The sequence below is a fragment of the Sporosarcina quadrami genome (genome assembly GCF_014836615.1).
GTDB classification, from domain to species: Bacteria; Bacillota; Bacilli; order Bacillales_A; family Planococcaceae; genus Sporosarcina; species Sporosarcina quadrami.
Genome location: NZ_JACSQN010000006.1, coordinates 214,516 through 237,976 on the forward strand (window position 1 = coordinate 214,516; position 23,461 = coordinate 237,976).

22 protein-coding genes and 1 riboswitch are annotated in these 23,461 nt (G+C 48.1%); of the genes, 2 read left to right on the forward strand and 20 right to left on the reverse strand.

All coding sequences use genetic code 11. From position 1 onward, the window contains the following. Positions 1-374: 374 nt before the first annotated feature. From H9649_RS08760 to H9649_RS08850, 19 genes are all read right to left on the reverse strand, one after another. Positions 375-1,511: an acyl-CoA dehydrogenase gene (locus tag H9649_RS08760; RefSeq protein WP_191694356.1), complete on the reverse strand. Its 1,137-nt coding sequence runs from the start codon at positions 1,509-1,511 to the stop codon at positions 375-377. Between the two features lie 171 nt (positions 1,512-1,682). Further along, entirely contained in the window at positions 1,683-2,534 is an 852-nt protein-coding gene (locus H9649_RS08765) for a 3-hydroxybutyryl-CoA dehydrogenase (RefSeq protein ID WP_191694357.1), read from the reverse strand. A gap of 19 nt (positions 2,535-2,553) precedes the next feature. Beyond that, positions 2,554-3,741 (reverse strand): acetyl-CoA C-acetyltransferase, encoded by a 1,188-nt coding sequence (locus H9649_RS08770; RefSeq protein WP_191694358.1) that lies wholly within the window; start codon positions 3,739-3,741, stop codon positions 2,554-2,556. Positions 3,742-3,939: 198 nt separating this feature from the next. Continuing rightward, the gene (locus H9649_RS08775; protein WP_191694359.1) at positions 3,940-6,090 is read right to left on the reverse strand and encodes a heterodisulfide reductase-related iron-sulfur binding cluster; all 2,151 of its coding nucleotides are present in this window, start codon (positions 6,088-6,090) and stop codon (positions 3,940-3,942) included. Positions 6,091-6,503: 413 nt separating this feature from the next. Further along, positions 6,504-7,184 (reverse strand): hypothetical protein, encoded by a 681-nt coding sequence (locus H9649_RS08780; protein ID WP_191694360.1) that lies wholly within the window; start codon positions 7,182-7,184, stop codon positions 6,504-6,506. Continuing rightward, a complete protein-coding gene (locus tag H9649_RS08785) occupies positions 7,181-7,666 on the reverse strand; it encodes an ECF transporter S component (protein WP_191694361.1) in 486 nt (161 codons plus the stop codon). Before H9649_RS08785 ends, H9649_RS08780 begins: the two co-directional genes overlap by 4 nt. Position 7,667: 1 nt before the next feature. Continuing rightward, the gene (locus H9649_RS08790; protein ID WP_191694362.1) at positions 7,668-8,249 is read right to left on the reverse strand and encodes a cob(I)yrinic acid a,c-diamide adenosyltransferase; all 582 of its coding nucleotides are present in this window, start codon (positions 8,247-8,249) and stop codon (positions 7,668-7,670) included. Further along, a complete protein-coding gene (locus tag H9649_RS08795; protein ID WP_191694363.1) occupies positions 8,249-8,662 on the reverse strand; it encodes a bifunctional adenosylcobinamide kinase/adenosylcobinamide-phosphate guanylyltransferase in 414 nt (137 codons plus the stop codon). Before H9649_RS08795 ends, H9649_RS08790 begins: the two co-directional genes overlap by 1 nt. Then, on the reverse strand, positions 8,614-9,213 hold the full coding sequence (locus H9649_RS08800) for a histidine phosphatase family protein (protein WP_191694364.1): 600 nt from the start codon (positions 9,211-9,213) through the stop codon (positions 8,614-8,616). The genes H9649_RS08795 and H9649_RS08800 overlap by 49 nt, the downstream gene beginning before the upstream one ends. Next, complete coding sequence (cobS, locus tag H9649_RS08805) at positions 9,186-9,950, reverse strand: adenosylcobinamide-GDP ribazoletransferase (RefSeq protein ID WP_191694365.1); 765 nt, start codon at positions 9,948-9,950, stop codon at positions 9,186-9,188. Before cobS ends, H9649_RS08800 begins: the two co-directional genes overlap by 28 nt. Continuing rightward, positions 9,951-10,781, reverse strand: coding sequence for a cobyric acid synthase (locus tag H9649_RS08810; RefSeq protein WP_191694366.1), 831 nt, complete (start codon positions 10,779-10,781; stop codon positions 9,951-9,953). Then, positions 10,778-11,356, reverse strand: a complete 579-nt coding sequence (locus tag H9649_RS08815; RefSeq protein WP_225229761.1) for a bifunctional adenosylcobinamide kinase/adenosylcobinamide-phosphate guanylyltransferase — start codon at positions 11,354-11,356, stop codon at positions 10,778-10,780. The genes H9649_RS08810 and H9649_RS08815 overlap by 4 nt, the downstream gene beginning before the upstream one ends. Positions 11,357-11,571: 215 nt before the next feature. Then, entirely contained in the window at positions 11,572-12,657 is a 1,086-nt protein-coding gene (locus H9649_RS08820; protein WP_191694367.1) for a pyridoxal phosphate-dependent aminotransferase, read from the reverse strand. Then, a complete protein-coding gene (gene cbiB, locus H9649_RS08825) occupies positions 12,644-13,600 on the reverse strand; it encodes an adenosylcobinamide-phosphate synthase CbiB (RefSeq protein ID WP_191694392.1) in 957 nt (318 codons plus the stop codon). Before cbiB ends, H9649_RS08820 begins: the two co-directional genes overlap by 14 nt. A gap of 7 nt (positions 13,601-13,607) precedes the next feature. Next, on the reverse strand, positions 13,608-15,077 hold the full coding sequence (locus tag H9649_RS08830) for an adenosylcobinamide amidohydrolase (RefSeq protein WP_191694368.1): 1,470 nt from the start codon (positions 15,075-15,077) through the stop codon (positions 13,608-13,610). A gap of 1 nt (position 15,078) precedes the next feature. Then, the gene (locus H9649_RS08835; RefSeq protein ID WP_191694369.1) at positions 15,079-16,071 is read right to left on the reverse strand and encodes a FecCD family ABC transporter permease; all 993 of its coding nucleotides are present in this window, start codon (positions 16,069-16,071) and stop codon (positions 15,079-15,081) included. Further along, positions 16,064-17,038: an ABC transporter substrate-binding protein gene (locus H9649_RS08840; RefSeq protein ID WP_191694370.1), complete on the reverse strand. Its 975-nt coding sequence runs from the start codon at positions 17,036-17,038 to the stop codon at positions 16,064-16,066. Before H9649_RS08840 ends, H9649_RS08835 begins: the two co-directional genes overlap by 8 nt. Positions 17,039-17,162: 124 nt before the next feature. Next, positions 17,163-17,354: riboswitch (cobalamin riboswitch) on the reverse strand. Between the two features lie 494 nt (positions 17,355-17,848). Next, positions 17,849-19,516, reverse strand: coding sequence for an arginine--tRNA ligase (argS, locus tag H9649_RS08845; protein ID WP_191694371.1), 1,668 nt, complete (start codon positions 19,514-19,516; stop codon positions 17,849-17,851). Positions 19,517-19,518: 2 nt separating this feature from the next. Further along, positions 19,519-19,938 carry a DUF1934 domain-containing protein gene (locus H9649_RS08850; RefSeq protein ID WP_191694372.1) on the reverse strand — a complete coding sequence of 140 codons (420 nt, stop codon included), beginning with the start codon at positions 19,936-19,938 and terminating at the stop codon, positions 19,519-19,521. A gap of 167 nt (positions 19,939-20,105) precedes the next feature. Here H9649_RS08850 and H9649_RS08855 point away from each other — a divergent pair, with 167 nt between their 5' ends. Next, on the forward strand, positions 20,106-22,160 hold the full coding sequence (locus tag H9649_RS08855; RefSeq protein WP_191694373.1) for a transglycosylase domain-containing protein: 2,055 nt from the start codon (positions 20,106-20,108) through the stop codon (positions 22,158-22,160). Between the two features lie 247 nt (positions 22,161-22,407). Here H9649_RS08855 and H9649_RS08860 read toward each other — a convergent pair whose 3' ends face one another. Further along, a complete protein-coding gene (locus tag H9649_RS08860; RefSeq protein WP_191694374.1) occupies positions 22,408-22,938 on the reverse strand; it encodes a YwhD family protein in 531 nt (176 codons plus the stop codon). 68 nt (positions 22,939-23,006) lie between these two features. On the opposite strand from H9649_RS08860, the gene H9649_RS08865 reads away from it, so the two are divergent. Next, positions 23,007-23,195, forward strand: coding sequence for a 2-hydroxymuconate tautomerase (locus H9649_RS08865; protein ID WP_191694375.1), 189 nt, complete (start codon positions 23,007-23,009; stop codon positions 23,193-23,195). Positions 23,196-23,461: the final 266 nt, after the last annotated feature.

Consider the following 23,461-nt stretch of genomic DNA (forward strand, 5'->3'; position numbering starts at 1 on the left):
TGTGCGCCCGTAAACATTGGTGTCGCGCCCGTAAAAGCAGGTCGTGCGCCCGTAAACAGTTGAGCCGCGCTCGTAAAAGCGGGGCGTGCGCCCGTAAACAGTGGAGCCGCGCTCGTAAAAGCGGGTCGCGCGCCCGTAAACAGTGGAGCCCCGCTCGTAAAAGCGGGGCGTGCGCCCGTAAACAGCGGAGCCGCGCTCGTAAAAGCGGGGCGTGCGCTCGTAAACAGTGGTGTCGCGCCCGTAAAAGAGGGCCGTGCGCCCATAAACAGTGGTGTCGCGCCCGTAAAAGCGGGTCGTGCGCCCGTAAACAGTGGTGTCGCGCCCGTAAAATTGCCCTCTTCTGAAATCCGCTCTATAGCCTCCGTTAAAAGTTCTTATTTCGTCAAGTGTTTGCTAATGACGATGCGCTGGATTTCGCTTGTGCCTTCGTAGATTTGGCATACTTTGGCGTCGCGGAAATAGCGTTCGACGGGGTAGTCTTCTGTGTAGCCGTAGCCGCCTAATACTTGGACGGCTTCGATGGCGTTGTCCATCGCGGTTTGGGAGGCGAATAGTTTGGCCATGGACGCTTCCTTGCCGCATGGTTTGTTTTCAGCGCGTAGTTGCGCGGCGCGGTAGACGAGGAGTCTTGCCGCTTCTGCAGCGGTTCCCATGTCTGCGAGTTTGAAGCCGACTCCTTGGTTTGCGACGATTGGTTTACCGAATTGGATTCGCTCTTTTGCATATCCCGTTGCCGCTTCGAGTGCGGCTTCTGCGATACCGAGTGATTGGGCTGCGATGCCGATGCGGCCGACATCCAAGTTCGCCATTGCGATTTTGAAGCCTTCTCCTTCTTCACCAAGCAGATTGTTCGCGGGCACTTTCATATCTTCGAACGTCAATTGCACAGTGCGCGATCCGTGAAGACCCATCTTTTCTTCGTCTTTTCCTATGATGAGCCCAGGTGTATTTTTATCGACGATGAATGCTGATATGCCGTATGTCCCTTTTGACGGATCAGTTGATGCGAAAACGATGTAGACGTCTGCTTCTCCACCGTTAGTAATGAACACTTTCGAGCCGTTCAGCACGTAGTGATCGTCTTTTTTCACAGCTTTCGTTTTCAATGAACCCGCGTCGGATCCTGATGAAGGTTCTGTCAGACAGAATGCACCGATGAATTCGCCTGATGCCATTTTCGGCAAGTAACGGTCTTTTTGCTCGTCGTTACCAAAATACATGATTGGATTTGTGCCGACGGATGTATGAACGGAAAGGATGACGCCAACGACCGCGCTCACTTTCGATAGTTCATGGATGGCGATAATATAGGATACGAAGTCCATTTCCGAACCACCGTATTTTTCAGGAACGGTAATGCCCATGAGGCCGAGTTCGCCCATTTTCGTCAAAATTTCGCGTGGGAACTCCCCTGCTTCCATCCTTGGAATGAACGGCTCGATTTCACACTTCGCAAAATCCCTCACCATTGTGCGCATCATCTGTTGTTCTTCGGTGAAATGTAAATCCATTAAGTTTAGCCCCTTTACTTGAGATGCAGCGCTTCGTTCGCTCGTTCTCGGTTTTATCGATTGAATAATTGTGTATATCGTTTGAATAGATGTTTTTATCGATCGGATAATTGTATATATCGATCGAATAGAAGTTTATATCACCATTTCATGACTATCGAACTATGACAATCAGCTATATTCATAAAAGCCGCGACCGGATTTCTTGCCGAGCCATCCTGCGTTGACGTATTTTCTGAGCAACGGACATGGACGGTATTTGGAATCGGCGAATCCTTCGTGCAGCGTTTCCATAATGTACAGGCACGTGTCAAGTCCAATAAAATCTGCGAGCTGCAACGGCCCCATCGGATGATTCATGCCAAGCTTCATCACTTCGTCTATCGCATCAACCGTCGCAACACCTTCATACAATGTGTAAATTGCTTCGTTGATCATTGGCATCAAAATACGGTTTGCGACAAATCCTGGGTAGTCATTCACTTCAACAGGAGTCTTAGCTAGTTGGTACGTCATATCTTCGACCGATTTGTACACTTCGTCTGAAGTGGCGAGGCCACGGATAATTTCAACGAGTTTCATGACTGGGACCGGGTTCATGAAATGCATGCCGATGACGTTTTCAGGTCGCTTTGTTGCAGCCGCGATTTCCGTAATCGGCAATGAGGAAGTATTCGTCGCAAGAATTGCATGGTCTGGTGCGATTGAATCGAGTTGCGCGAAAATAGATTTCTTAATGTCCATATTTTCAACTGCCGCTTCGATGATAATATCGACGTCTGATGCATCATTCAAATCGAGCGACATCGTAATGCGACTAAGAGTGGCTTCCATTTCCGCTTCTGTCATCCGCTCTTTCTCGACGCTGCGCAATAAATTCTTCGTAATGATGCCAATGCCTTTTGTATAGGATTCTTCTTTAATATCATTTAGTTTCACGTCAAATCCGGCCTGCGCACATACTTGAGCGATGCCTCCGCCCATTTGTCCCGCGCCGATAACTAATACTTTTTGGATATTCATTCGTTTCGCCTCCCGATTATCATTTCACTTCGATCATTATTGCGTCGCCTTGTCCGCCACCTGAACAGATGGATGCGATTCCGATACCGCCACCACGGCGTTTCAATTCGTAAGCGAGTGTCAAAATGATGCGTGCTCCACTCGCGCCGATTGGGTGTCCGAGTGCAACTGCTCCACCATTGACGTTAACCTTCTCAGGATCCAGTTCAGCGATTTGAGAGCTTGCAAGTGCAACAGCTGCGAATGCTTCATTTATTTCAAATAGGTCAATTTCTTCTAACGTTTTACCTGTCTTTTTCAGTAATGCATTAATGACAAGTCCCGGTGTTTGCGGGAAGTTTTCCGGTTCGATTGCCACTTCCGCATGACCGAGGATCGTTGCGAGAACCTTTTTGCCCTCTTTTTCAGCACGTTCTTCATTCATTAGAACTAACGCGCATGCACCGTCGTTCACGCCCGGCGCGTTTCCTGCCGTAATCGTACCGTCTTTGCCGAATGCTGGACGCAATTTCGCTAACCCTTCAAGCGATGTATCGCGGCGAGGCGCTTCGTCCGTATCTACTTGAACGGCTTCGCCTTTACGTTGTGGGATTTCAACAGCGACAATCTCTTCGGCGAACTTCCCGTCGTCAATCGCTTGAAGTGCACGTTCATGACTCCGAGCTGACCATTCGTCTTGCTGTTCACGTGTCAACGTGAATTCTTCTGCCGTTTTATTGCCATACGTGCCCATATGAACGCGGTCCGGTGAGAATGAACATGACAATCCGTCGTAAATCATGCCATCAACAAGTTGCGTGTCGCCCATCTTCAATCCGAAGCGGCCTTTTGGTAAATAATATGGAGCGTTTGACATCGATTCCATACCGCCTGCGACGATGACTTCTTCGTCTCCAAGTCGGATGAGCTGGTCGCCGAGTGTTACTGCGCGCATTCCAGATGCACATACTTTGTTAATCGTTTCCGTTTTGACCGACCATGGCAATCCCGCTTTCGTCGCCGCTTGTCTGGAAGGAATTTGCCCTTGACCCGCTTGCAACACGGTTCCGATAATGACTTCATCTACCTCTTCTGCATTCACGCCTGCTCGTTTCAATGCTTCTTTAATCGCAATTGCGCCGAGGTCACTTGCTGTTTTTGTGGATAAAGCGCCTCCGAGTTTGCCGAAAGGTGTACGTGCCCCATCGATGATGACTGTTTGACTCATGTCTATCTCCTCCAATTGAGATTGATAATGATAACGTTTTCATTTCACCTGAAAAAAAGCGACTGAACGCTCGCTCAGTGTCCTACTAAAAGAAAAGGGAGTACGAAGACTCCCTTTTTTGTTTTATGAAACTTGAAAACTATCAAGCTTCTTGTTGATTTGATTATAACGTTTTTTCTGAAATGTCGCAAATGAAGTTTACTGTACAACCGGCTCTTCTTCCATTTCTACAGCCGGCTGGAAGTTTTCACCGAAAATCGATCGTTCAAGCAGTTCAGCAATGTCATACGTTCCGACAGTCTCTTCCACTTCGATCGCCTTCGTTCCGTCAGACAACATCGTCAAGCAATACGGACAACCTGATGAGATGATTCCCGGGCTAACTTCCATCGCCTGTTCAGTTCGCGCAACGTTGACGCGATGCCCCGTATCTTCTTCCATCCACATGAGACCGCCACCCGCTCCACAGCACATGCCGTCTTCGCGGTTACGTTTCATTTCAACTAAGTTAACGCCTGGAATCGCTCTGAGAATTTCACGTGGTGGATCGTACACATCGTTATATCTGCCGAGGTAGCATGAATCATGGAACGTAATCGTTTCATTAATCGGATGTACTGGCTTCAACTTCCCTTTCATGACGAGGTCATACAACATTTCGGTATGATGCAGAACTTCTGCTTTATAGCCGAAATCCGGATACTCATTTTTGAAGATATTATAGGCGTGCGGGTCAATCGTGACGATTTTCGTGACGCCAGCCTTTTCGAATTCTGCAATGTTTGCTGTCGCTAGTTCTTGGAACAAGAATTCATTCCCTATTCGACGCGGTGTATCTCCGGAGTTCTTTTCTTTATTGCCAAGAATTGCGAATTTGACGCCTGCTTCATTCATCAGATGTGCGAATGAAAGAGCGATCTTCTGTGAACGGTTGTCAAACGAACCCATCGAACCGACCCATAACAAGTATTCAAATTCTTCGTCCGCTTTCTTCAATTCCTTTACGGTCGGGATATTCAGATCCGGACGTGCGTCACGCCAGTTTTCTTTCTCTTTTCGGTTAATGCCCCAAGGATTTCCTTGACGCTCGATGTTCGTCATCGCGCGCTGTGCATCCGCATCCATCTTCCCTTCCGTCATAACGAGATAACGGCGAAGATCGATGATTTTGTCAACGTGCTCGTTCATAACGGGACATTGGTCCTCACAGTTACGGCAAGTCGTACAAGCCCAAATTTCTTCTTCCGTAATAATATCGCCAATTAAAGATGGATTGTAAATATCATCCATCGTCGCGCCTTCAAGACCTGCAGCAAGCGCGATCTGGTTACCTTTCGAGTTACGGAAAGCAGGTGCCGGCACCCACGGCTGTTTCTTTGTAACGAGCGCTCCTGTATTCGTCAAATTGTCTCGTAGTTTTGTAATTAAGTCCATCGGAGACAGCATTTTACCTGTCCCTGTAGCTGGACACATATTCGTACAGCGACCACATTCCACGCACGCGTAGAAGTCAATCATCTGTTTTTGTGTGAAATCTGTAATCTTGCCTACTCCAAGTGCAGGCATTTCATCTTCGTCTTCCACTTCTTCAAGCGCTTCGAAGTCGATCGGTGCCAATTTCCCGCGGCGGTCAAATCGCATCATATACGTATTTATCGGCCCTGCGATTAAGTGGGCGTGCTTTGACTGTGGTACGTACACAAGGAAAGTGAGCAGTGTCAGCAAGTGTACCCACCAAGCGACGAAGAACACGACTGCCGCAACAGTCGGTGACATGAAACTGAAAGCGGTTGCAATTGCAGACGCCATCGGTTCAGTCCACGTCGTTTCGTGCCCTTGCCAGATCATGTTCGCACCGTTTGCGACGAGTGTTGAAATCATGAGCAGTCCGATGAAAATAAGAACGAGTCCTGATTTCCATCCACGCTTCAGACGGACAAGTTTTTCGACGTAGCGTCTATGGAATGCCCAGACGACTGCGACGAGAATCATGAAAACGACGATTTCCTGGAAGAACGTAAATCCTCCGTAGATTGGTCCGAACGGCAAATGCGATCCCGGTTTCAAGCCTTTCCAGATGAGATCGATTGCACCGAATTGGACGAGTAGGAATCCGTAGAAGAACATGACGTGGATCATACCACTCTTTTTGTCTTTCAGTAGTTTCTTTTGTCCGAAGACGTTTATCCATACCGCTTTGAGCCGACGCGATACGTTGCTGTCAAACTCTTCTTTGCGACCTAGTTTGACGAACTGGACACGTGTAGTGATGAGGTGTGTGAATAAAGCCAAGGCGTAGGCGACTACTGCCAGAAATAATATCCAGTTGGCGATTAGTAAAGCATTCATGTGTGTTGTCTCCTTCCCATTTCGTTACGATTATGAATAGTGTAGTAGATTTTATCGATTCTGTCGATGTTCTATTGTTTAGTCTAAGATATGAATGAGCATTCAGTCAATGACTTTTTTTGTTTTGATATACTTTTTCGATGATTTTGTTTGTGGCAATGAAAAGAACGACTACAGGAACGTTGATCTCCGTTCCGAGCGGACGCTTTCCGCGGACACATCTTCAATCTCCTCGTCGCAAAAACCATGCTCCTGCGGGGCTTTCAGATTGTGTTATTTCCGCTGGAGTCGCCGCTCTGCACTCCAATCAACTAAGTGCCAACTTTCTAGTAGGAGAAGAGGGAAAAGGACAATAAAATCGCCTAAAAAATCAAAAGCGATTCAACGCATAATGTTACTGCGTTGAATCGCTTTTACATAACTATGATCTTATGAAGTTCTCCACCAAAATGGTTTTGTGCTTCTTCTACTCTATTAGCATTCACACCAATCAACACACTCGTCGCTGGTCCTGCGGATTTGTAAATGTCCACATCAGCTTGAATCAGACAATCGGGCTCGCCCGTTAGCTCCCGATATTCAGACTGGATCCCACCCGATCCTACTGGCCATATTCGTTGAATCAATCCTTTATCCATCGCTTGTTTAATCAAATGTAATGAAGCTATTTGAATTCTATTTTCTAGTACTTCATGGCCGACTAGCGGTTTGCCGTAGATATACCAGTGGAGTTCATCGGTTGTCTCTTCCGTAATCCGTTTGCCGATGATCGTGACAGCTAACGCGGATTGAAGCAAGTGCATGTTGGATTCCGTGCTGCCGCTAATTGATGGTGCTTCATAGTCCGCTTCGAGGAATACATCCTCCACTCCTTTGACGTATGGCTCCCAGCTGTCTGGTCCGCTGAAGTTGTGGACGAGGATGCTGGACGGAATCGCGCCGGCTGTCCATTGTTCGAGCAAGGCGACGCGTGTTGCGAAGTAGGCGGTGACGCGGTCGGGTGCAGTTACAATGTCGTCCGGTTTCATGCCGATGCCGCCTGAATTGTCCGTCGTGACGACGATGCCGCCTCCTATGTCCATTGCGTTTCTCATTTAGTGAAGCCCATTCTGCCTTTCGTCACTTTCGTGAGTGCCGGCATGACGATGATTGCTACTGCTGCGTTCAATATTGTTGCTAATAGAATGGATGGTAGGACAGCTAGCAAAAATGCGGGTGATACGATAAGAGCTAGTGGCAACGGTGCCAGTAGACCGTTTGCGATTATAAAGAAAATCCATTTCCACGTGTGACGCCCCGCTTTGTGCATGCGGGCGAACACGAAGAGAATAAGGAACATTTCAATCGCGATCATCACATGGACCGGTCCTAATGGAAAACCTGCATACATCGCAGATGCGATATGTCCGGACATCGACGCGAAACCGACGAGTGCAGGCGGCAAGAAGGAAGCCGCGAGCAACGCAGGGACGGTGTCGAGCGCTAATGAGCCGATGCCTGACGGTATTTTAATGAATCCGCCGATGACACAAAGTGCCGCGAATAGTGCTGTTAGTGTCATTGTTTTAAGTTTCATGTCAGTCTTCTTTCTTTTTGTCCGTCCTGAACACTTTTGCGCTACGGACGTATTCGTTATCAGGTACACCAAGTCGCGCATTGACGATACGTGCAGCAACGAAGAAATAGTCTGATAGACGGTTCAAATAGCGTTGGACCGTACCAGGTACGTCCTCTTCCGCTTTCATCAAAGTGACCGTGAGTCGTTCTGCGCGACGCGTAATTGTCCGCGCGATATGCAACGTTGCGGATGCCGGTGATCCACCTGGCAAAATGAATTTCTCAAGTGGCGGTGCTTCTTCCATCAGCTCGTCAATCCGTTTTTCGAGCACTTCGATCGGTTCATCAGACAGCTTATAATGACGTTCTTTCATAACGTTTGCGAGGTCTCCGCCACCATCGAACAATTCGTTCTGGATCGCTTCAAGGTCCTCAAGCAAATCCGCAAACTTCTCAGGGTCCAGCTCCGTCATCGCCTTTCCGACGAACGAATTCAATTCATCCATCGTACCGTATGCTTCCACGCGAAGGCTATCCTTATCGACACGCCCTCCTATCAAACTCGTCTGGCCTTTATCCCCTGTTTTTGTATAAATTTTCATTATATATCTCCCCTTTTCTTAAGTGATTGTGCCAGCCCATACCAAATCCTCGTCACTTCATCCGCTTGCGCAATCAATGCCTGATACAGTCTGCCACAAGCGTCTCGCAACGCGCGCTTATCTGCATCCATCGGCACGATTCCCCGTCCGATATCCGTCAAAACGACTATGACATTGCGGTCCTTAATGAACTCTAGTATAAAGCGTATCGCTTCTGTTTCCGACAAATCCGTCTCACTAAGCCAACATTCGATATGTTCAATGACAAGCAGATTTTCCACCGGTTCATTCGACAGTCCACTTAACGCTTTACAATCAGCTTCGCAATCAACCCAATGATGCGCCTTCCCTGCCAACAGCTTTTCTACATACGCTTTTTTGCCGTTATGGGCACCTCCGATAATGACGTGCATCGGACTCCCCCTTTCATTTGTTCATGATTTCCCCACTCAAACTTCCAAAGAGAGCCGTGCGGAACATGCCATGACCAGAAATCTTGCGGTACGGGCGAAAACTTCGTCAACGCGATGCGAATTGGACCGCCGTGCGTCACGACGATAGAACCGCTAGGCAACTCCTGAAGGGCTTCCAATAACCGGCTTTCCACATCGACTAACCGTTCCCCGCCCCTAGGTGCATATTCCAACGGATGGTCAAGCCAATTGCGGTAATCACTATCTTCTTCAAGTTCGGCATACGTTTTCCCTTCAAAATCGCCAAAATGACATTCACGAAAACGCACATCTCCTTGAAACTGTGCATCAGGCACAAACAATCGAGCGCTTTCCTTCGCGCGCAGCAAATCACTGCCGTAAACGACTCGTTGCTCCATCCCTGCCAACTGATACGATTCCTCGTCCCCTACTTGCACAATCGGCTCATCCGTCCAGCCAATATACTGTTTCTTCAAATTCCCCGCAGTCGGCAAATGGCGTATCAAATACAAATGATGATAATTAGCCAAACAAGCGCCTCCGTCCCTTCAATGAAAGCGCCGCACAAGTCACCGCTCACACCACCGAACTGTTTCAACGACCATCGCCGGAATAAAACAACGGCAAGCACGACGAAAATCGCAAGCACAACCGGCACAACGACCGACTCCATTATATATCCGAATAAAACGAGTGCCATCACTCCGGTAAAAAGCGACCAACCGATCAATTTTACAGTATCGATTTTCTCTTTGAAGAAATGAGCGATCCCCTTCTCCTTCGCAAGGCGCGTCGCCACAAAGTACACATTCATGCCAATCCTTGCAAGAACAGGTGCGACAATCAAGATCGGTAGCATATTCACCTCTCGCAAAAGCAATTCATGTACCAATGCTAGTTTACCGATGATCAGCAAGACGAGTGCCATCGTCCCGAACGCGCCTATTCGCGGGTCATCCATAATGTCTAACCGCTTTTCCTTGTCGCGATACGAAAAATAACCGTCCCCGAGATCCGCAAACCCATCCATATGCAAACCGCCTGTGAGCGCAATGCCCGTCAACACGATTGCGAACGACGTGAGCAGTGGACCCGTTCCAATTGCGTCCATGAATAAAAACGCGACAGCGTACATGATAAGTCCAATCAGCGCCCCGATAATCGGGAACGCAATATACATTCGCGTGACATCTTTGCGTTCCATTGACAATTCTTTCGTCACAGGAATGGCCGTAAAAAACTGGAGCGCAAGCAATAATCCCGTCATTCAGTCCACCCGTCCTTCGATAATATCGAGGACAAACGGCCAGTCGAGATGCGCTTTCATATGCGCTGCCCACGCATCATACACGTCGATTCCAGCAGGCGCAATGGAACTTACGCGGTCCATATCTTCCTCTTCAATACCATGATTCATCATATGCGGGATGACCCCCGCGACGCGTATGCCTGTGTACGATTCGATGAACGCGACACCGTCCTCGAACAACGCAACATCGCCGTGGAATTTATTAATAATGATGCCTTTCACACGTGCCCGGTGCTGTGGCTTGAGCAAAGCGAGTGTGCCGACGATCGATGCAATCGCGCCGCCCCGGTCGATATCCGCAACGAGCAGCACAGGTACATCCGCCAAGTCCGCTACACGCATATTGACAATTTCGCGGTCGTTCAAATTCACTTCGGCCGGGCTGCCCGCCCCTTCGATCACCACAACGTCGAACGTTTCCGCCAACTTGTGTAGCGACGTCCGAATCGCCTCAATCGCTCGGTCGAAAAACTGCTCCCGATAAGCCATCCCATCGACTGCCTTGAAATTCTCTCCGAAAAAACGCACTTCCGATTGCATATTTCCTAGCGGCTTCAACAAAATCGGATTCATCTCAATGACCGGCTTCGTCCGCGCTGCTTCCGCCTGCAACACTTGCGCGCGGCTCATTTCTTCGCCTTTTTCGGTGTTAGCGGAAAATCGCGACATGTTTTGCGATTTGAATGGAGCGACCCGCATCCCTTCATTAGAAAGCAACCGGCAAAACGCCGTACAAATCATCGTTTTTCCGACATCAGACGCCGTCCCCATCACCATAATTCCTTTCATCGCATCACCACCTGCCCATCCTGTTTCCAGTACAACGCCATGCCCGTATCCATTTCGATCGCAGTATCTGCGAACGCAACGAGCTGTTGATGCAACATACCGATCCATCCACAGTACATTTTTGTCTCCTCGTAAACGGACGGCAACTCATCGAGCACTTCATTCGAAACGATGACGAACTGCGAAGCCTTTGCTGTTATCGCCGCCACCGTTTCCATTAGACGCTCTGTCTTATCACGCATGCAGTTTTCCACATGCACACAATATGTATGTCCAATCTCCTCGTACATCTCATTCGCAAGCCACGTCGTCAAGCAATCCCATAGCACAAAATCGCCTTCCCGGATGAAAGGGAGGACTTCATGTAACGACATCGGTTGCTCAATCGTCAGCCAAGACTCGCCCGCGCGATCCGCTTTATGCCGTTCAATCCGTTCCTGCATCTCTTCGTCCACCGCCCGCCCCGACGCAACATAGACAAGTCTTCCACCCGTCTTGCGCGCACCATCAACAAGCAGCCTCTCCGCAAACGAACTCTTCCCACTCCGCACACCGCCACTAACAAACGTCAACATCCCATCGCCCCCTCTCATTTTATCTACAACACACAACGCCCAAACACTGAGCCCACTCAAAAAGCTCATATATCCTAACAAAAGCTCATATCTCACAATAAAAACTCATAACTCCACGTAAAAGCTCATATCTCACAATAAAAGTCCATATCTCGCCGCAAAACTCCATATCTTCATCTAAAACTCCATAACCGCCAGCAATCCGCCGCACTCCTCTAGCTATTCCTCCCGCTAAACCAGTCCGCCAACTCGCGTTTCAGCTCATCCAACTCCAACACACTCTTCATCCCAATCCGGAGCCATCGCCCATCCATCCCTACAAAATTCTCAGAATGGCGAAGCACAATCCCGCGCGCAAGCATATCTGCATACAATTCCCTCGAATCCAGCCCGTCACGCAATCGAAACGACAAGAAATTCGCCGAAGAATCCGTCACGACGCATCCATAATTCACTAAAAACGACGCCATATCTGCACGCCGTTCAGCTGCATGACGAACCGCCCGCTCCCGGTACTCCACTTCATTCAAACAGACTGCACCGATTTTCGCCGCCACGCCATTAACGTTCCAGTGTGGCGCGCCTGATTTCAGCGATGTAATTACGTCTGGAGTCGCTACAACATACCCGAGTCGAATGCCAGGAATCGCATACATTTTCGTCATCGATCGAACGACAAGACAATGTGGAAAATCTTTCACTTTCGGAATGAACGACCGACTTTCATCGACAAAATCGATAAATGCTTCATCTAAAACGACTTCGCAACCGATCTCGCCAGCTTTCACAATAAGCGAAAGTAATTCCATCTCAGTCGGTAAAACACCTGTCGGATTGTTCGGCGTGCATATGTACAACACAGATGCTTCCATCAACTTCTCTTCAATTAACCCAACAGGCAACGCAAAACCGTCCGCTTCTGAAGCAATGATTCGCTCGATTTCAACGCCTTTTGCAACGAGCGTCGCTTCGTATTCGGAAAATGTCGGATGGACAACAATCGCCCGCTTCCCTCGATACCGCTCTGCAATGAGCGATAATACTTCAGCCGCACCGTTTCCAACGAGAACTGCTTCATCAGAACCGCCGTGATAAGTTGCTACACGAGACAAAAACGGTTCGCCTGAAGGATCCGGATAGTTTTGTAAGTGAGTGGCAAGTTCTGGCCAACTATCGAGTACAGCTTGTGGCGGCCCTTCCGGATTGCAGTTCTCGCTGAAATCTAGAATCCGCCCAGGCGGCTCCATGCCTAGTCGCGTATATACATACCGGGGATTCGCCCCATGCTCAGGTAATTGCATAACTCATCACTCCAATAACTGTAAGTAATAACCAGAAAACAAACGAGACGATTTGCATTTGCGTAATTGTCGATTTAATATGTTTCGCTTGCACACTATTTTCGCCTGGTCCGATTTCCGGCCGTTTCGATACGACGCCGCGATATGTACTTTTTCCACCGAGCCTGATGCCAAGTTGCCACGCGGTCGCCGCTTCAAGGAATCCGCTATTCGGACTCGGGTGACGCCTTGCATCCTTCCCCCAACCGACAAATCGTTTCCGAAAAGGTATGCCACCTTCATTCGGCGTCGTCAAAAGAATGAGCAACCCCGTTATCCTAGCAGGAATGAAGTTCAGCACATCATCAGCACGCGCTGAAAACTTGCCGAAATCCTTATATCGCTCATCTTTATAGCCGATCATGGAATCTAGCGTATTGACCGTTTTATACAACCATAATCCAGGTGCGCCAAACAGAAACGCCCAAAATAATGGTGCCGTAACGCCGTCAGATGCATTTTCCGATACCGTTTCAATGGCACCACGCGCGATGCCACTTTCCTGCAAATTATCCGTATCGCGACCGACGATCCAACTAAGCTTTTTCCTCGATTCAGCCATATCGCCTTCTATGAGCGGCACGTAAACTTCAAGCGCAGCATCGCGTAAACTTTTCTGTGCTAAACCGATGGCAATTAAAATTCCTTCAACGGCAATTCCGAGTGCACTATGTATTTGGTAGGCGGCTACCACAATTGCAAGGACGACAGTCGTGACGAGAACGATCATAATGAACAGCATTCCCGCGCCTTTGAGTACGCGGGCACGCCCTTTGTTCAAGACCGCTGTGAGCTTCGATATACACGTGCCAATCCATCTGACAGGATGCGGCCAGTTTTTAGGGTCGCCGATAATGCGGTCCAATAGGAATCCGACCGCGATTGAAAGAAAATGGGCTTGAATCATGGTGTCATGTCCACCCTTTCGCTTTTTTGTAAGCTGTAATGGCACGCACGGTGCAGTCATAGACGCCGTGGCCAATCAGTTTGCCGAGTGGTGTGATTGGACCTGCGTATGGTAACTGTTCGCCGGTTTGTGTTGCCGCGACGAGGAGGCTGTCTGTTGAAGTACCTGTTGCAATTGTGCCTGTCAATGGGTCTTCGATGTTCTCGGTATGCATCGCTTTCGTTTTCGCTTCTGTTGCCGTAATCATCGCCTGGATAAATGCTTCGTCAGATAGGTGGCCATTGACGATGACCCATGTGTTGATCGTGCCGATACGTTCGGGGCGGTCTCGGTGAAGAGATTGCGACACGTCGACCGCATTGCCGACACCTGCTGTGACCATGATGATGACTGAACCGAAATCTCCTCTGTATTCCTCGACTTCGGCGTGTTCTGTTGTGACGGCTGTCATCATGCCGACCGTGTCAGATAGATGAAAGTCCCGCTGTTGCAAGTACTCTGCCATCTCTGCTTTCACGTCTGACGGATTGTAATCGACGTCGACATGCCGATTGACGAATGAACGGTACCAACCAGTACCTGGATTATGGACGGCTGACGATACCGTTTTTAACGGATTTATTGCGCGAAGAGAGACGTTGTCTGAAGATATTACAATGTCCTTTTTTCGCACGACCGGTTGCTCTGTTTCCTCCATTGTATCAGGCAGAAGTGTCATCTGCGGTTTCGGCAATTCCGGATGGGGCTGCGTTTTGACACGCGCATTGTAAACGGATGCGATAATCGCTTCTTGTATGACGTCTTGCGGATCGCCGATTATCGCGATTTGACCTCTATCCATGAGGAGCAGTCGGTCGCAGTATAATGACGCGAGATTGACATCATGGAAGACGGAAATGACCGTAACTCCTTTTTCGACGGCATGATTACGGATTGTATCGAGCAGTTGTTGCTGGTGCGCAATATCTAAGTGGTTCGTTGGTTCGTCGAGTAGTAGAATTGGCGCTTCTTGGGCTAGTGCTTGTGCGACGAAGACCCGCTGCTGTTCACCGCCTGATAATAATTCGATGGCGGTATCTTTGTAACGTGTAATGCCGGTGTAGGCAAGCGCTTCATTCACAGCCCGTTCGTCTTCTTTTGACCACGTCGAGAAAAGTCCGGACTGATGCGGATATCTGCCGAGGGCAACGGTGTCTTTCACGGTATGTGAGAAGGCATGCGCATGCAATTGCGGCAGGACGGCGACTTTTCGTGCGAATTCTTTTTGTGAATAAACTCCCGAATCTTGCCCATCTATCTGGACAGTTCCTGACTGCTTCGGCAAGATGCCTGAAACGATTTTCAACAACGTCGATTTTCCACTGCCGTTCGGGCCAAGGATGCCGAGCACTTCGCCTTTATTCACATGGAAGGAGATGTTGTTGACGATCGGTTCTTTGCCATATCCACCTGTTATGCCATTCACGTGCAACATATTACAGGGCCCCTTTCCTTCTTTGTCTATAGAAAATGAATGCGAAGACCGGTGCACCGATAAACGCCGTAATGACGCCGACCGGGAGTTCTGTCGGTGAAATGATTGTGCGGGCTATAAGATCACAAATAATGAGCAAAGTTGCGCCATTCATAAACGATAATGTGAGTAGATGCCTATGGTCTGAACCCCACATGAGACGTGTCATATGTGGCACGACGAGACCGACAAAGCCAATTGTCCCCGATACAGCAACTGCTGAACCTGTCAGAATCGAACCGCCGATAAGAATCATGAATTTCCGCCGTTTTACGTTGACGCCAAGATGATGCGCACGTTCTTCTCCAAACAGCATCGCATTTAGTTCCATGCGGTTCAACCAGAGAATGATTGATCCGATAATGACGAACGGTAAAATCATATAAATATAATTCCAACCACGCATTGAAACGCTTCCAAGAAGCCAGCCGATAATTTGCCGGAGTTCTTCGCCGGTGAGCGCAATCATGAGCGACAAAATCGACCCTAGGAATGAACCGAAGATGATGCCTGTCAAAATAATTGTCTCCATTTTCATTGAACGGTCGACGAGACGCGCAAATCCGATGACTAGGAACATCGTCAATGCCGCGCCTGCCATACTGAATACAGGTAACGTGTATGTGCCTACAATCGGAAGTGAAATACCAAAAAAGAGCGTCATCACAGCACCAACAGAGGCGCCGGATGACACTCCGAGGGTGTATGGATCAGCAAGCGGATTTTTCAACAGACCTTGGAATGCGGCACCTGCAATCGCGAGTGACGCCCCGACGAGTCCCGCTAAAATGACGCGGGGCATCCTGATTTTATACAGGATGTTCGTTGCAGTCGTATCTGTTGAATCCCAAAATGTACTGATCGGTATTTTGACCGTTCCGATGGAAACACCGAGCCATACCGCCACAAGTAAAGTGGCGATGGACACGAGGTAGGCAAGAGTTGCCTTATTCAAAGACTTCTGGATAGATAGCTTTTGCTACTTCTTCCAGACCTTGTGCAAGACGTGGACCTGTACGGCTCGTCAAGTTTTCGTCAACCTGAACGACGCGGTCTTCTTTAACCGCAGTAATGTCTCCGAAGCCGTCACGGTTTTTCACGCTTTCGATAATATCCGGCACATAACTGTACATAACGACGATTACGTCAGGATTTTGGCTGACGATTTCTTCAGGGCTGATCATGACCCAACCGTCTTCTGTAACGACGTTTTCAGCATCAATCATATTAAGGATTTCTTGCATGAATGTGTTGTCGCCTGGTGTGTAAATATCAGGTGCATCAGACGTTTCGATGAATACACGCTTCTTATCTTCCACTTTGCTCGTTTTTACGATGACTTCAGCAACTTTCGCTTTCATATCTTCAACGATTGTAGTTGCTTCTTCTGTTTTACCAGTTGCTTGGCCGATCTGTTCGATTGTTGCATACGTTTCTTCGAAGTTCGTCGCATTTGTCACAACGAATACTTTGATACCTGCGTCGCGGATTTGTTGGAAGCCTTCTTCGCCTGAGCCTAGACCCATTTCATGCGCGAATACGATGTCCGGCTGCATAGAAACGATCTTTTCAACGTTAAATTCCATACCGCCGATTTTTTCTTTTTCAAGTGCTTCTTCAGGATAGTTATCATAGTCGTTGACGCCGACAATTTCCTCGTTCAAACCAAGTGCAAAAAGAATTTCTGTGTTGCTTGGTTGCATAGATACAATTGTTTTTGGTGCTTCTTCAAACGTAATTTCATTCCCAACAGCATCTGTCAATGTTACAGGGAATGCCGATTCAACTGCATCATCCGTATCTGTTTGTGTATTTTCCGTTGCTGGTGCGTCGTCCTTTTTCGGCTCATCTGTCGTACCACATGCAGCGAGCATGAATGTAGCCAGTACAGCCATAAGCATTAATTGCCAAAGCTTTTTCATTTGTCGTTCCTCCTGTTTTGTCCAAATAAAAATCCCCCGTGTGCTGACGGAGGATTGAGCTCAGTAAAAATCAGGACGCAGGTATAGAATCGCGCCGACTTCCACCAAACCTATCCGCGTAGGGTACGGGTGACTCATGAAGGCAGGTCTCCTGGCTCGTGCAATGAGTTGATGCTCGCCGCGCCTTCCCGGGATTTTCCCAGTGGCGATTTGCGGCTTGCTTTGCACATACAGTGGCGGGACCGCGCCGGCATTGAACCGGCTTCCCTTTTAACCCCGGCGTTGACGGCGGGGCACCTTCATGTTTGGTATGTAATTATGTATCGGATTCATTATACTACAGATTTTGGAGTTGTCGAGGGGTGGCGAGTTTATGCGGCTGGGATTGAGCGGATAGGGTGACACATTGAGCGGTCCGCGGGAATTCGTCATTAGTCGCCCCTCCCCCAGTCGCGCTGAATGCCTTTGACATATTAATCTTGGTTTTAGCTTTTGATCGTGGGCTTATTCAGGCGCGAGCAGCCTGTTTACGGGCGGAGGATGGGGTTTACGGGCGCACGGCAGTAGTTTACGAGCGCGAGCCAACCAAATACGAGCGCATGACCAGTTTTTACGGGCGCGGTGCGGTGATATATGGGCGCACGACCAGCTTTTACGAGCGCGGTGCGGTGATATACGGGCGCACGCCCCCCATTTACGAGCGCGGCACCACAACCCCGGCCGCCCCCTCCCCCGTCGCACCAAATGCTCTCCAAACAAATCAAAAAAACCTCTCCAACAATCGGAGAGGCCATACTTGTTCAAACGAATTCACATCTTTTCCGGAGCCGCAACACCAATCAACTTAAGCGCATTTGCAATCGTCGTACGTGTCGCTGTAATGAGTGCAAGACGTGCTTCCGATAAATCTCGGTTTTCAGGATCCAACACTTTTTCCGCATTATAGAAACTGTGGAATTCAGCTGCAAGCTCCTGGATATAAACCGTAATACGGTGCGGTGAACGCAAACGAGCTGCGTCACTGACAAGTTTCGGGAAATCCCCTACTTTCTTGATCAACGACAATTCTTTTTCCGTCTGCAATAAATCCACATGATCCGTTGACGCAGCCAAATCCGACTCGTCCGCTGAACGCAAAATCGACGAAATCCGCGCGTGCGCATATTGCGCGTAATAGACAGGGTTTTCATTGGACTTTGAAATTGCCAAATCCAAATCGAAATCCATTTGCGCATCAGCTGAACGCATCGCGAAGAAATAACGCACTGCATCCAGACCAACTTCTTCAACAAGTTCGCGCAACGTGACAGCTTTGCCCGTACGCTTACTCATCTTGAACTTCTCGCCATCTTTGTACAGCTGCACCATTTGCGTAACTTCCACTTCAAGCGTATCGCGATCATAACCAAGCGCCTCGATTGCCGCCTTCATCCGTGGGATATACCCGTGGTGATCCGCGCCCCAAATATTGATGAGCTTATCGAAACCACGGCGAAGCTTATCTTCGTGGTAGGCAATATCAGGCGTTAAATACGTATACGTTCCGTCATTTTTAATTAACACACGATCTTTATCATCACCGAATGTCGTCGATCGGAACCATGTCGCGCCGTCCTCTTCAAACACATGTCCATTCGCGCGCAACTTATCGAGCGCAACACCGATTTTGCCGTCCTTATATAGAGACGTTTCTGAAAACCAATTATCAAACCGCACACGGAAATCTTCCAAATCCTTCTTCAGCTTACCGAGTTCAAATTCAAGCCCGTACTGTCTGAAAAACTCTTGACGCTCCGTTTCGGATGTATGGACATATTTGTCACCATACTCTTCCGCCAACTTCTTGCCAATACCGATAATATCCGGTCCCTGATAGCCATCTTCCGGCATCTCTTTATCAAGTCCAAGCGCCTGGAAATAGCGTGCTTCAACAGACACCATCAAGTTGTTCACCTGATTTCCAGCATCATTAATATAGTATTCACGCGCAACATTGAATCCTGCAAAATCGAGAATATTGCAAAGCGAATCGCCAATCGACGCACCACGTGCATGCCCTAAATGCAAATCGCCTGTCGGGTTCGCCGAAACGAATTCCACTTGAACCTTTTCATGTCCACCAAACGTCGAACGGCCGTAGTTTTCCTCCTGTGCAAGTACTGCTTTCACGACGTCACCTAAATAATCGCTCGCAAGTCGGATGTTAATGAACCCCGGTCCTGCAATCTCCAAGGATTTAATGGACGTGGACGATGTATCCAGTTTTTCCACGATAGCTTCCGCGATTGCCCGCGGCGGCTTTTTAGCGATCTTCGTCAATTGCATCGCAATATTTGTTGCATAATCCCCGTTATCTTTGTTTTTCGGCGTCTCGAGAATAATCTCAGGAACAGCTGATTCCTCAGCCAATTGTGCGGCAAGTACCGCCTGTTTGAAAGCTTCCTTTATTTCCTGTTGGATCTTTTCCACTGCATTCATAATTAACCCTCCGTATAGTAAATCGTCAATTCATGCTTACCGAGCAACGCGCCCTCCGCATGTAATTCGTAATGTGCTGTAAATCGATCATCCGTCACTTCAAGCTTTTTCGTCTTCACTAACAATTGAAAAGACGCTGGTCCGTTGCCATACGTACCCGACCGGAATTCTCCTGGCGTAAATGGCAAACGCATTTGAACCGCTCCGCTTCTCATGATGAATGCATCTTCCTGTGCCAACTTGACGATCGTCCTTATTTGCTGACCGTTTTGTTTTTCTTCAAATCGCAAATAGGTCTTCCCGGCTTTAACCGTCAATTCGCCTGCGGACTTCAATTCGTGGGATTCCGCTTCCTGCCCTGCATGTCTAATTGTCGACCGGAGAAGGACCTCAACTTGTTTTCCGTCCTTGATTGATTCCACAAGAACACCGCCCTTACTCAGTAAATACTATTCATTATATCTTTTTTCACCGCACTATTCCATACATCACTCAGGAAAACGTCATTTTGGATGAATTTCATGAAATCTACCGTTTAATCTTTCGTTTGCTGTCGCATACTGATTGCAAGATACGAGGGGGAATTCGAATGAAACGGATGGATTATATTCGTAAAAAGAAGAGAAAAAACCGGATGAAGCGGATCGTTTTGCTGACAGTGACAGCAGCGACTGCTATGTTCACCATTTTTCTTTGTCTCCGTTTGTATGCGCAAATTACAGGCGCCCCCTCTTTAAGTGTGCCGAAAGCGAGTGTCTTTTTAGATAAAAACGGCCGACAGATCGGGGACAAATTTTCTGCTGAACGGCGTTATTGGGTAAGTCTCGATGATATTTCTCCGTTTTTGATTGATGCCGTCATTGCGACTGAAGATCGGAATTTCTATGATCATAATGGATTTGACTATAAGCGGATTGCCGGTGCTGTGCTGAAGGATGTTAAAACGATGCGCAAAGCTGAAGGGGCAAGTTCCATTACACAGCAGTATGCCCGAAATTTATTCCTTACACATGAGAAGTCGTGGAACCGGAAAATAAGAGAGGCGCTGTATGCGTATCGAATGGAAACGTTTTACGATAAAGATGTCATTTTGGAAGGCTATTTGAATACAGTCTATTTCGGCCACGGGATGTATGGTGTCGAAGCGGCAAGCAGGTTTTATTTCGCGAAAGCGGCCAAAGATTTGACACTGGAGGAATCGGCAATCATTACTGCGATTGCGAAAGGGCCGTCCGTCTATTCTCCCGTCTCCAATCCAGAAAAGTCACGGGAGCGCCAGTTACTCGTGCTGTCTTTAATGGAAAATCAGGGCTTCATTACGGAAATCCAAGAAGAGCGGGCGAAGGACATTACTGTCACATTAAAGACGGAAGATTGGGCTGACATGAAGCGCGCAGCACCTTATTTCTTGGATGAAGTGTGGCGGGAAGCCGAGCAATTACTCGAGAAAAAAGGGCGTTATCCTGCAGAAGGCGGCTGGACAATACGGACAACACTCGATCCGCATCACCAACAAACCGCGGAGGAATTCATCGAAAAATGGATGCCAGATGGCGAGTTACAGCTCGGATTCATATCAATGGAACCTGAAACGGGGGCCATTACGTCGCTTGTCGGAGGATCTGACTACACGGAAAGTCCGTTTAACCGTGTGACGCAAGCGAAACGACAGCCAGGATCTGCTATGAAACCGATTCTCTATGCGGCGGCACTTGAAGAGGGCTATAATCCGCTGACGTTCAAGTCAACGGAAAAGACGATTTTCACATACGACGAAGGTCGTTCGACGTATGAACCGAAAAATATTAACGGCAAATTCGCGGGCCATCCGATTTCGCTTGCGCAAGCGTTGGCACTTTCCGATAACATTTATGCGGTAAAAACACTTGAAGATATCGGTTATAAAAAATTCAACAAAATGGCTGAAAAACTCGGAATCGATGTGACATTCCAAGAATCGCCTGCTGTTGCGCTTGGCACATCAGACGTGACATTGCTTGAAATGACGAATGCGTATAACCGGATTTCATCTGGAGGAATGCAAGTGGAACCGACGACCATTTTATCCATATCGGATGCGGATGGAAAGACGGTGTATGAGCATCCGAAAAAGAGTACAAAGCGGGCAATTACAGAGCAAGATGCATTTGTCCTTACCCATATGATGACAGGGATGTTCGACCCTGTTTTTAACGATTACTCTGTCGCAACAGGTTTGTCGATGCGATCCAAACAGAAACGGCCTTATGCTGCAAAGTCCGGAACGACGATTTCCGACCAATATTTAATCGGCTACACCCCTTCCCTCACGGCGGGCATTTGGACAGGATACGATATCGGACAACAATTGACGTCACTTGAGGACAAAGCAGCTTCAAAGAAAATATGGATCGACTTCATGGAAACCGTCCATGCCGGAAAGCCGCCTGAACCATTCATTCCTCCAACTGGTGTGACGGGTGTCGTCGTCGATATTGCAACAGGCGGAATCGCGGTGAATGAATGTCCGAAGCAACGTGTCGTCTATGTTAAGGAAAAGGACAAACCGCAGAAACTATGTACAGACAAAAATTTGCGCGAACAATTGACAGGTGAACAAGAAGATGCGAATTTTGAGCTGTTCCCGTTTTCGTTTTTTGAATGAATTTTCTATGTTCACATCAAAAAAGCTTTGCACGTCTGAATGAATTCAGAAATGCAAAGCTTTTTTACCGTTGGGCATAGTCTGTCACTTGCAATCTATTGCTTGGGTTTTGAATAGATTACGAGGTAACTGATCCACTGCGTTCCGGTTGTCCTAGCTCACAAATGCAAGCTGTGGTTTTAGTGTACTTCCTTTCGCCTAGACATTCAACCTTCGTTTACCTTGGAAGGTAAATTTCACAGTTTGTTCATAACTCTGGAGAATCAGCGCTAAGGTCAATATGCAGTTTTGTTTCACTATTATCCCACATTTCCTTGTTATGGCTTGAAAGGAAATCAGCTAGAATCGCTTTGGAAGTATCATCCATGTGATCGACGATAATATTGCGCTTCATCGATTTGTCCATGAGGTTGACGTGGTCAGCGAGAAGCTTGTAGCCACGGCGTTTCTCACGATTAATGATCATTTCACAAGCAGTTACGCCCGCATAATACGGACCGTTTTCATTAAAATCGATCGTGACCCAGACGAGCCAATACAGCTTGCCGCCTTCTGAATCCTCCCGATTCGTCGTGAACTTGATGCCCCGCTCCGTATCGCTGCGCGCATGCATAGCACCGATTTCGATACGTGCCACACCTTCTTCCGCATCAACGATGACCGGCGAGACGTTTTCAAGCGACAGCGATCCGATACCGAAGCCTTTATGGCCATCCGTAGGATCATTCTTTATAATCGTAAAGCCCATTTTCTGTTTAGGTTTTTGCTCATTCGACATTCCAATAACGCCTCCTACTCTGTTAGTATATATACTATACCGAACTTTACGCGAAAGGGGGAAATGGTATGCCATATGTAACTGTAAAAATGCTTGAAGGACGTACAGACGAACAGAAACGCAACCTATGCGAGAAAGTTTCAGAGGTTGTCGCTGAAACGACTGGTGCACCTGTTGAGAAAGTGGTTGTATTCATCGAAGAGATGCCGAAAAGCCACTATGCAATGGGCGGAAAACGATTGAGTGATGTGGAATGATTGAGACGATGCGGGGGCTGTTCTCCTGCATCGTTTTTTTTGTTGAGGAAGGCGACAGTGATTGAGCGCGGAAGGTTCTACATTGAGCGCGCAACGGCTTTGATTGAGCGCGGAAGGCTCTACATTGAGCGCGCGACGGCTTCGATTGAGCGCGGAAGGCTCTACATTGAGCGCGCGACGGCTTTCATTGAGTCAAGTCCATAGTATTGTGTAAATTCCCTATTCATGTTTTCCATTGCCTATCAAATCATATACTTATACTCGGT

Coding starts and splice junctions, on each gene's coding strand:
- H9649_RS08765 (WP_191694357.1), bottom strand. CDS start 2,534: ATGAATATCCAAAAAGTATTAGTTATCGGCGCGGGACAAATGGGCGGA.
- H9649_RS08780 (WP_191694360.1), bottom strand. CDS start 7,184: ATGAGAAACGCAATGGACATAGGAGGCGGCATCGTCGTCACGACGGAC.
- H9649_RS08785 (WP_191694361.1), bottom strand. CDS start 7,666: ATGAAACTTAAAACAATGACACTAACAGCACTATTCGCGGCACTTTGT.
- H9649_RS08860 (WP_191694374.1), bottom strand. CDS start 22,938: ATGTCGAATGAGCAAAAACCTAAACAGAAAATGGGCTTTACGATTATA.
- H9649_RS08770 (WP_191694358.1), bottom strand. CDS start 3,741: ATGAGTCAAACAGTCATCATCGATGGGGCACGTACACCTTTCGGCAAA.
- cobS (WP_191694365.1), bottom strand. CDS start 9,950: ATGACGGGATTATTGCTTGCGCTCCAGTTTTTTACGGCCATTCCTGTG.
- H9649_RS08820 (WP_191694367.1), bottom strand. CDS start 12,657: ATGCAATTACCTGAGCATGGGGCGAATCCCCGGTATGTATATACGCGA.
- H9649_RS08775 (WP_191694359.1), bottom strand. CDS start 6,090: ATGAATGCTTTACTAATCGCCAACTGGATATTATTTCTGGCAGTAGTC.
- H9649_RS08865 (WP_191694375.1), top strand. CDS start 23,007: ATGCCATATGTAACTGTAAAAATGCTTGAAGGACGTACAGACGAACAG.
- H9649_RS08855 (WP_191694373.1), top strand. CDS start 20,106: ATGAAACGGATGGATTATATTCGTAAAAAGAAGAGAAAAAACCGGATG.
- H9649_RS08830 (WP_191694368.1), bottom strand. CDS start 15,077: ATGTTGCACGTGAATGGCATAACAGGTGGATATGGCAAAGAACCGATC.
- H9649_RS08790 (WP_191694362.1), bottom strand. CDS start 8,249: ATGAAAATTTATACAAAAACAGGGGATAAAGGCCAGACGAGTTTGATA.
- argS (WP_191694371.1), bottom strand. CDS start 19,516: ATGAATGCAGTGGAAAAGATCCAACAGGAAATAAAGGAAGCTTTCAAA.
- H9649_RS08840 (WP_191694370.1), bottom strand. CDS start 17,038: ATGAAAAAGCTTTGGCAATTAATGCTTATGGCTGTACTGGCTACATTC.
- H9649_RS08815 (WP_225229761.1), bottom strand. CDS start 11,356: ATGTTGACGTTTGTTAGTGGCGGTGTGCGGAGTGGGAAGAGTTCGTTT.
- H9649_RS08760 (WP_191694356.1), bottom strand. CDS start 1,511: ATGGATTTACATTTCACCGAAGAACAACAGATGATGCGCACAATGGTG.
- H9649_RS08810 (WP_191694366.1), bottom strand. CDS start 10,781: ATGAAAGGAATTATGGTGATGGGGACGGCGTCTGATGTCGGAAAAACG.
- H9649_RS08795 (WP_191694363.1), bottom strand. CDS start 8,662: ATGCACGTCATTATCGGAGGTGCCCATAACGGCAAAAAAGCGTATGTA.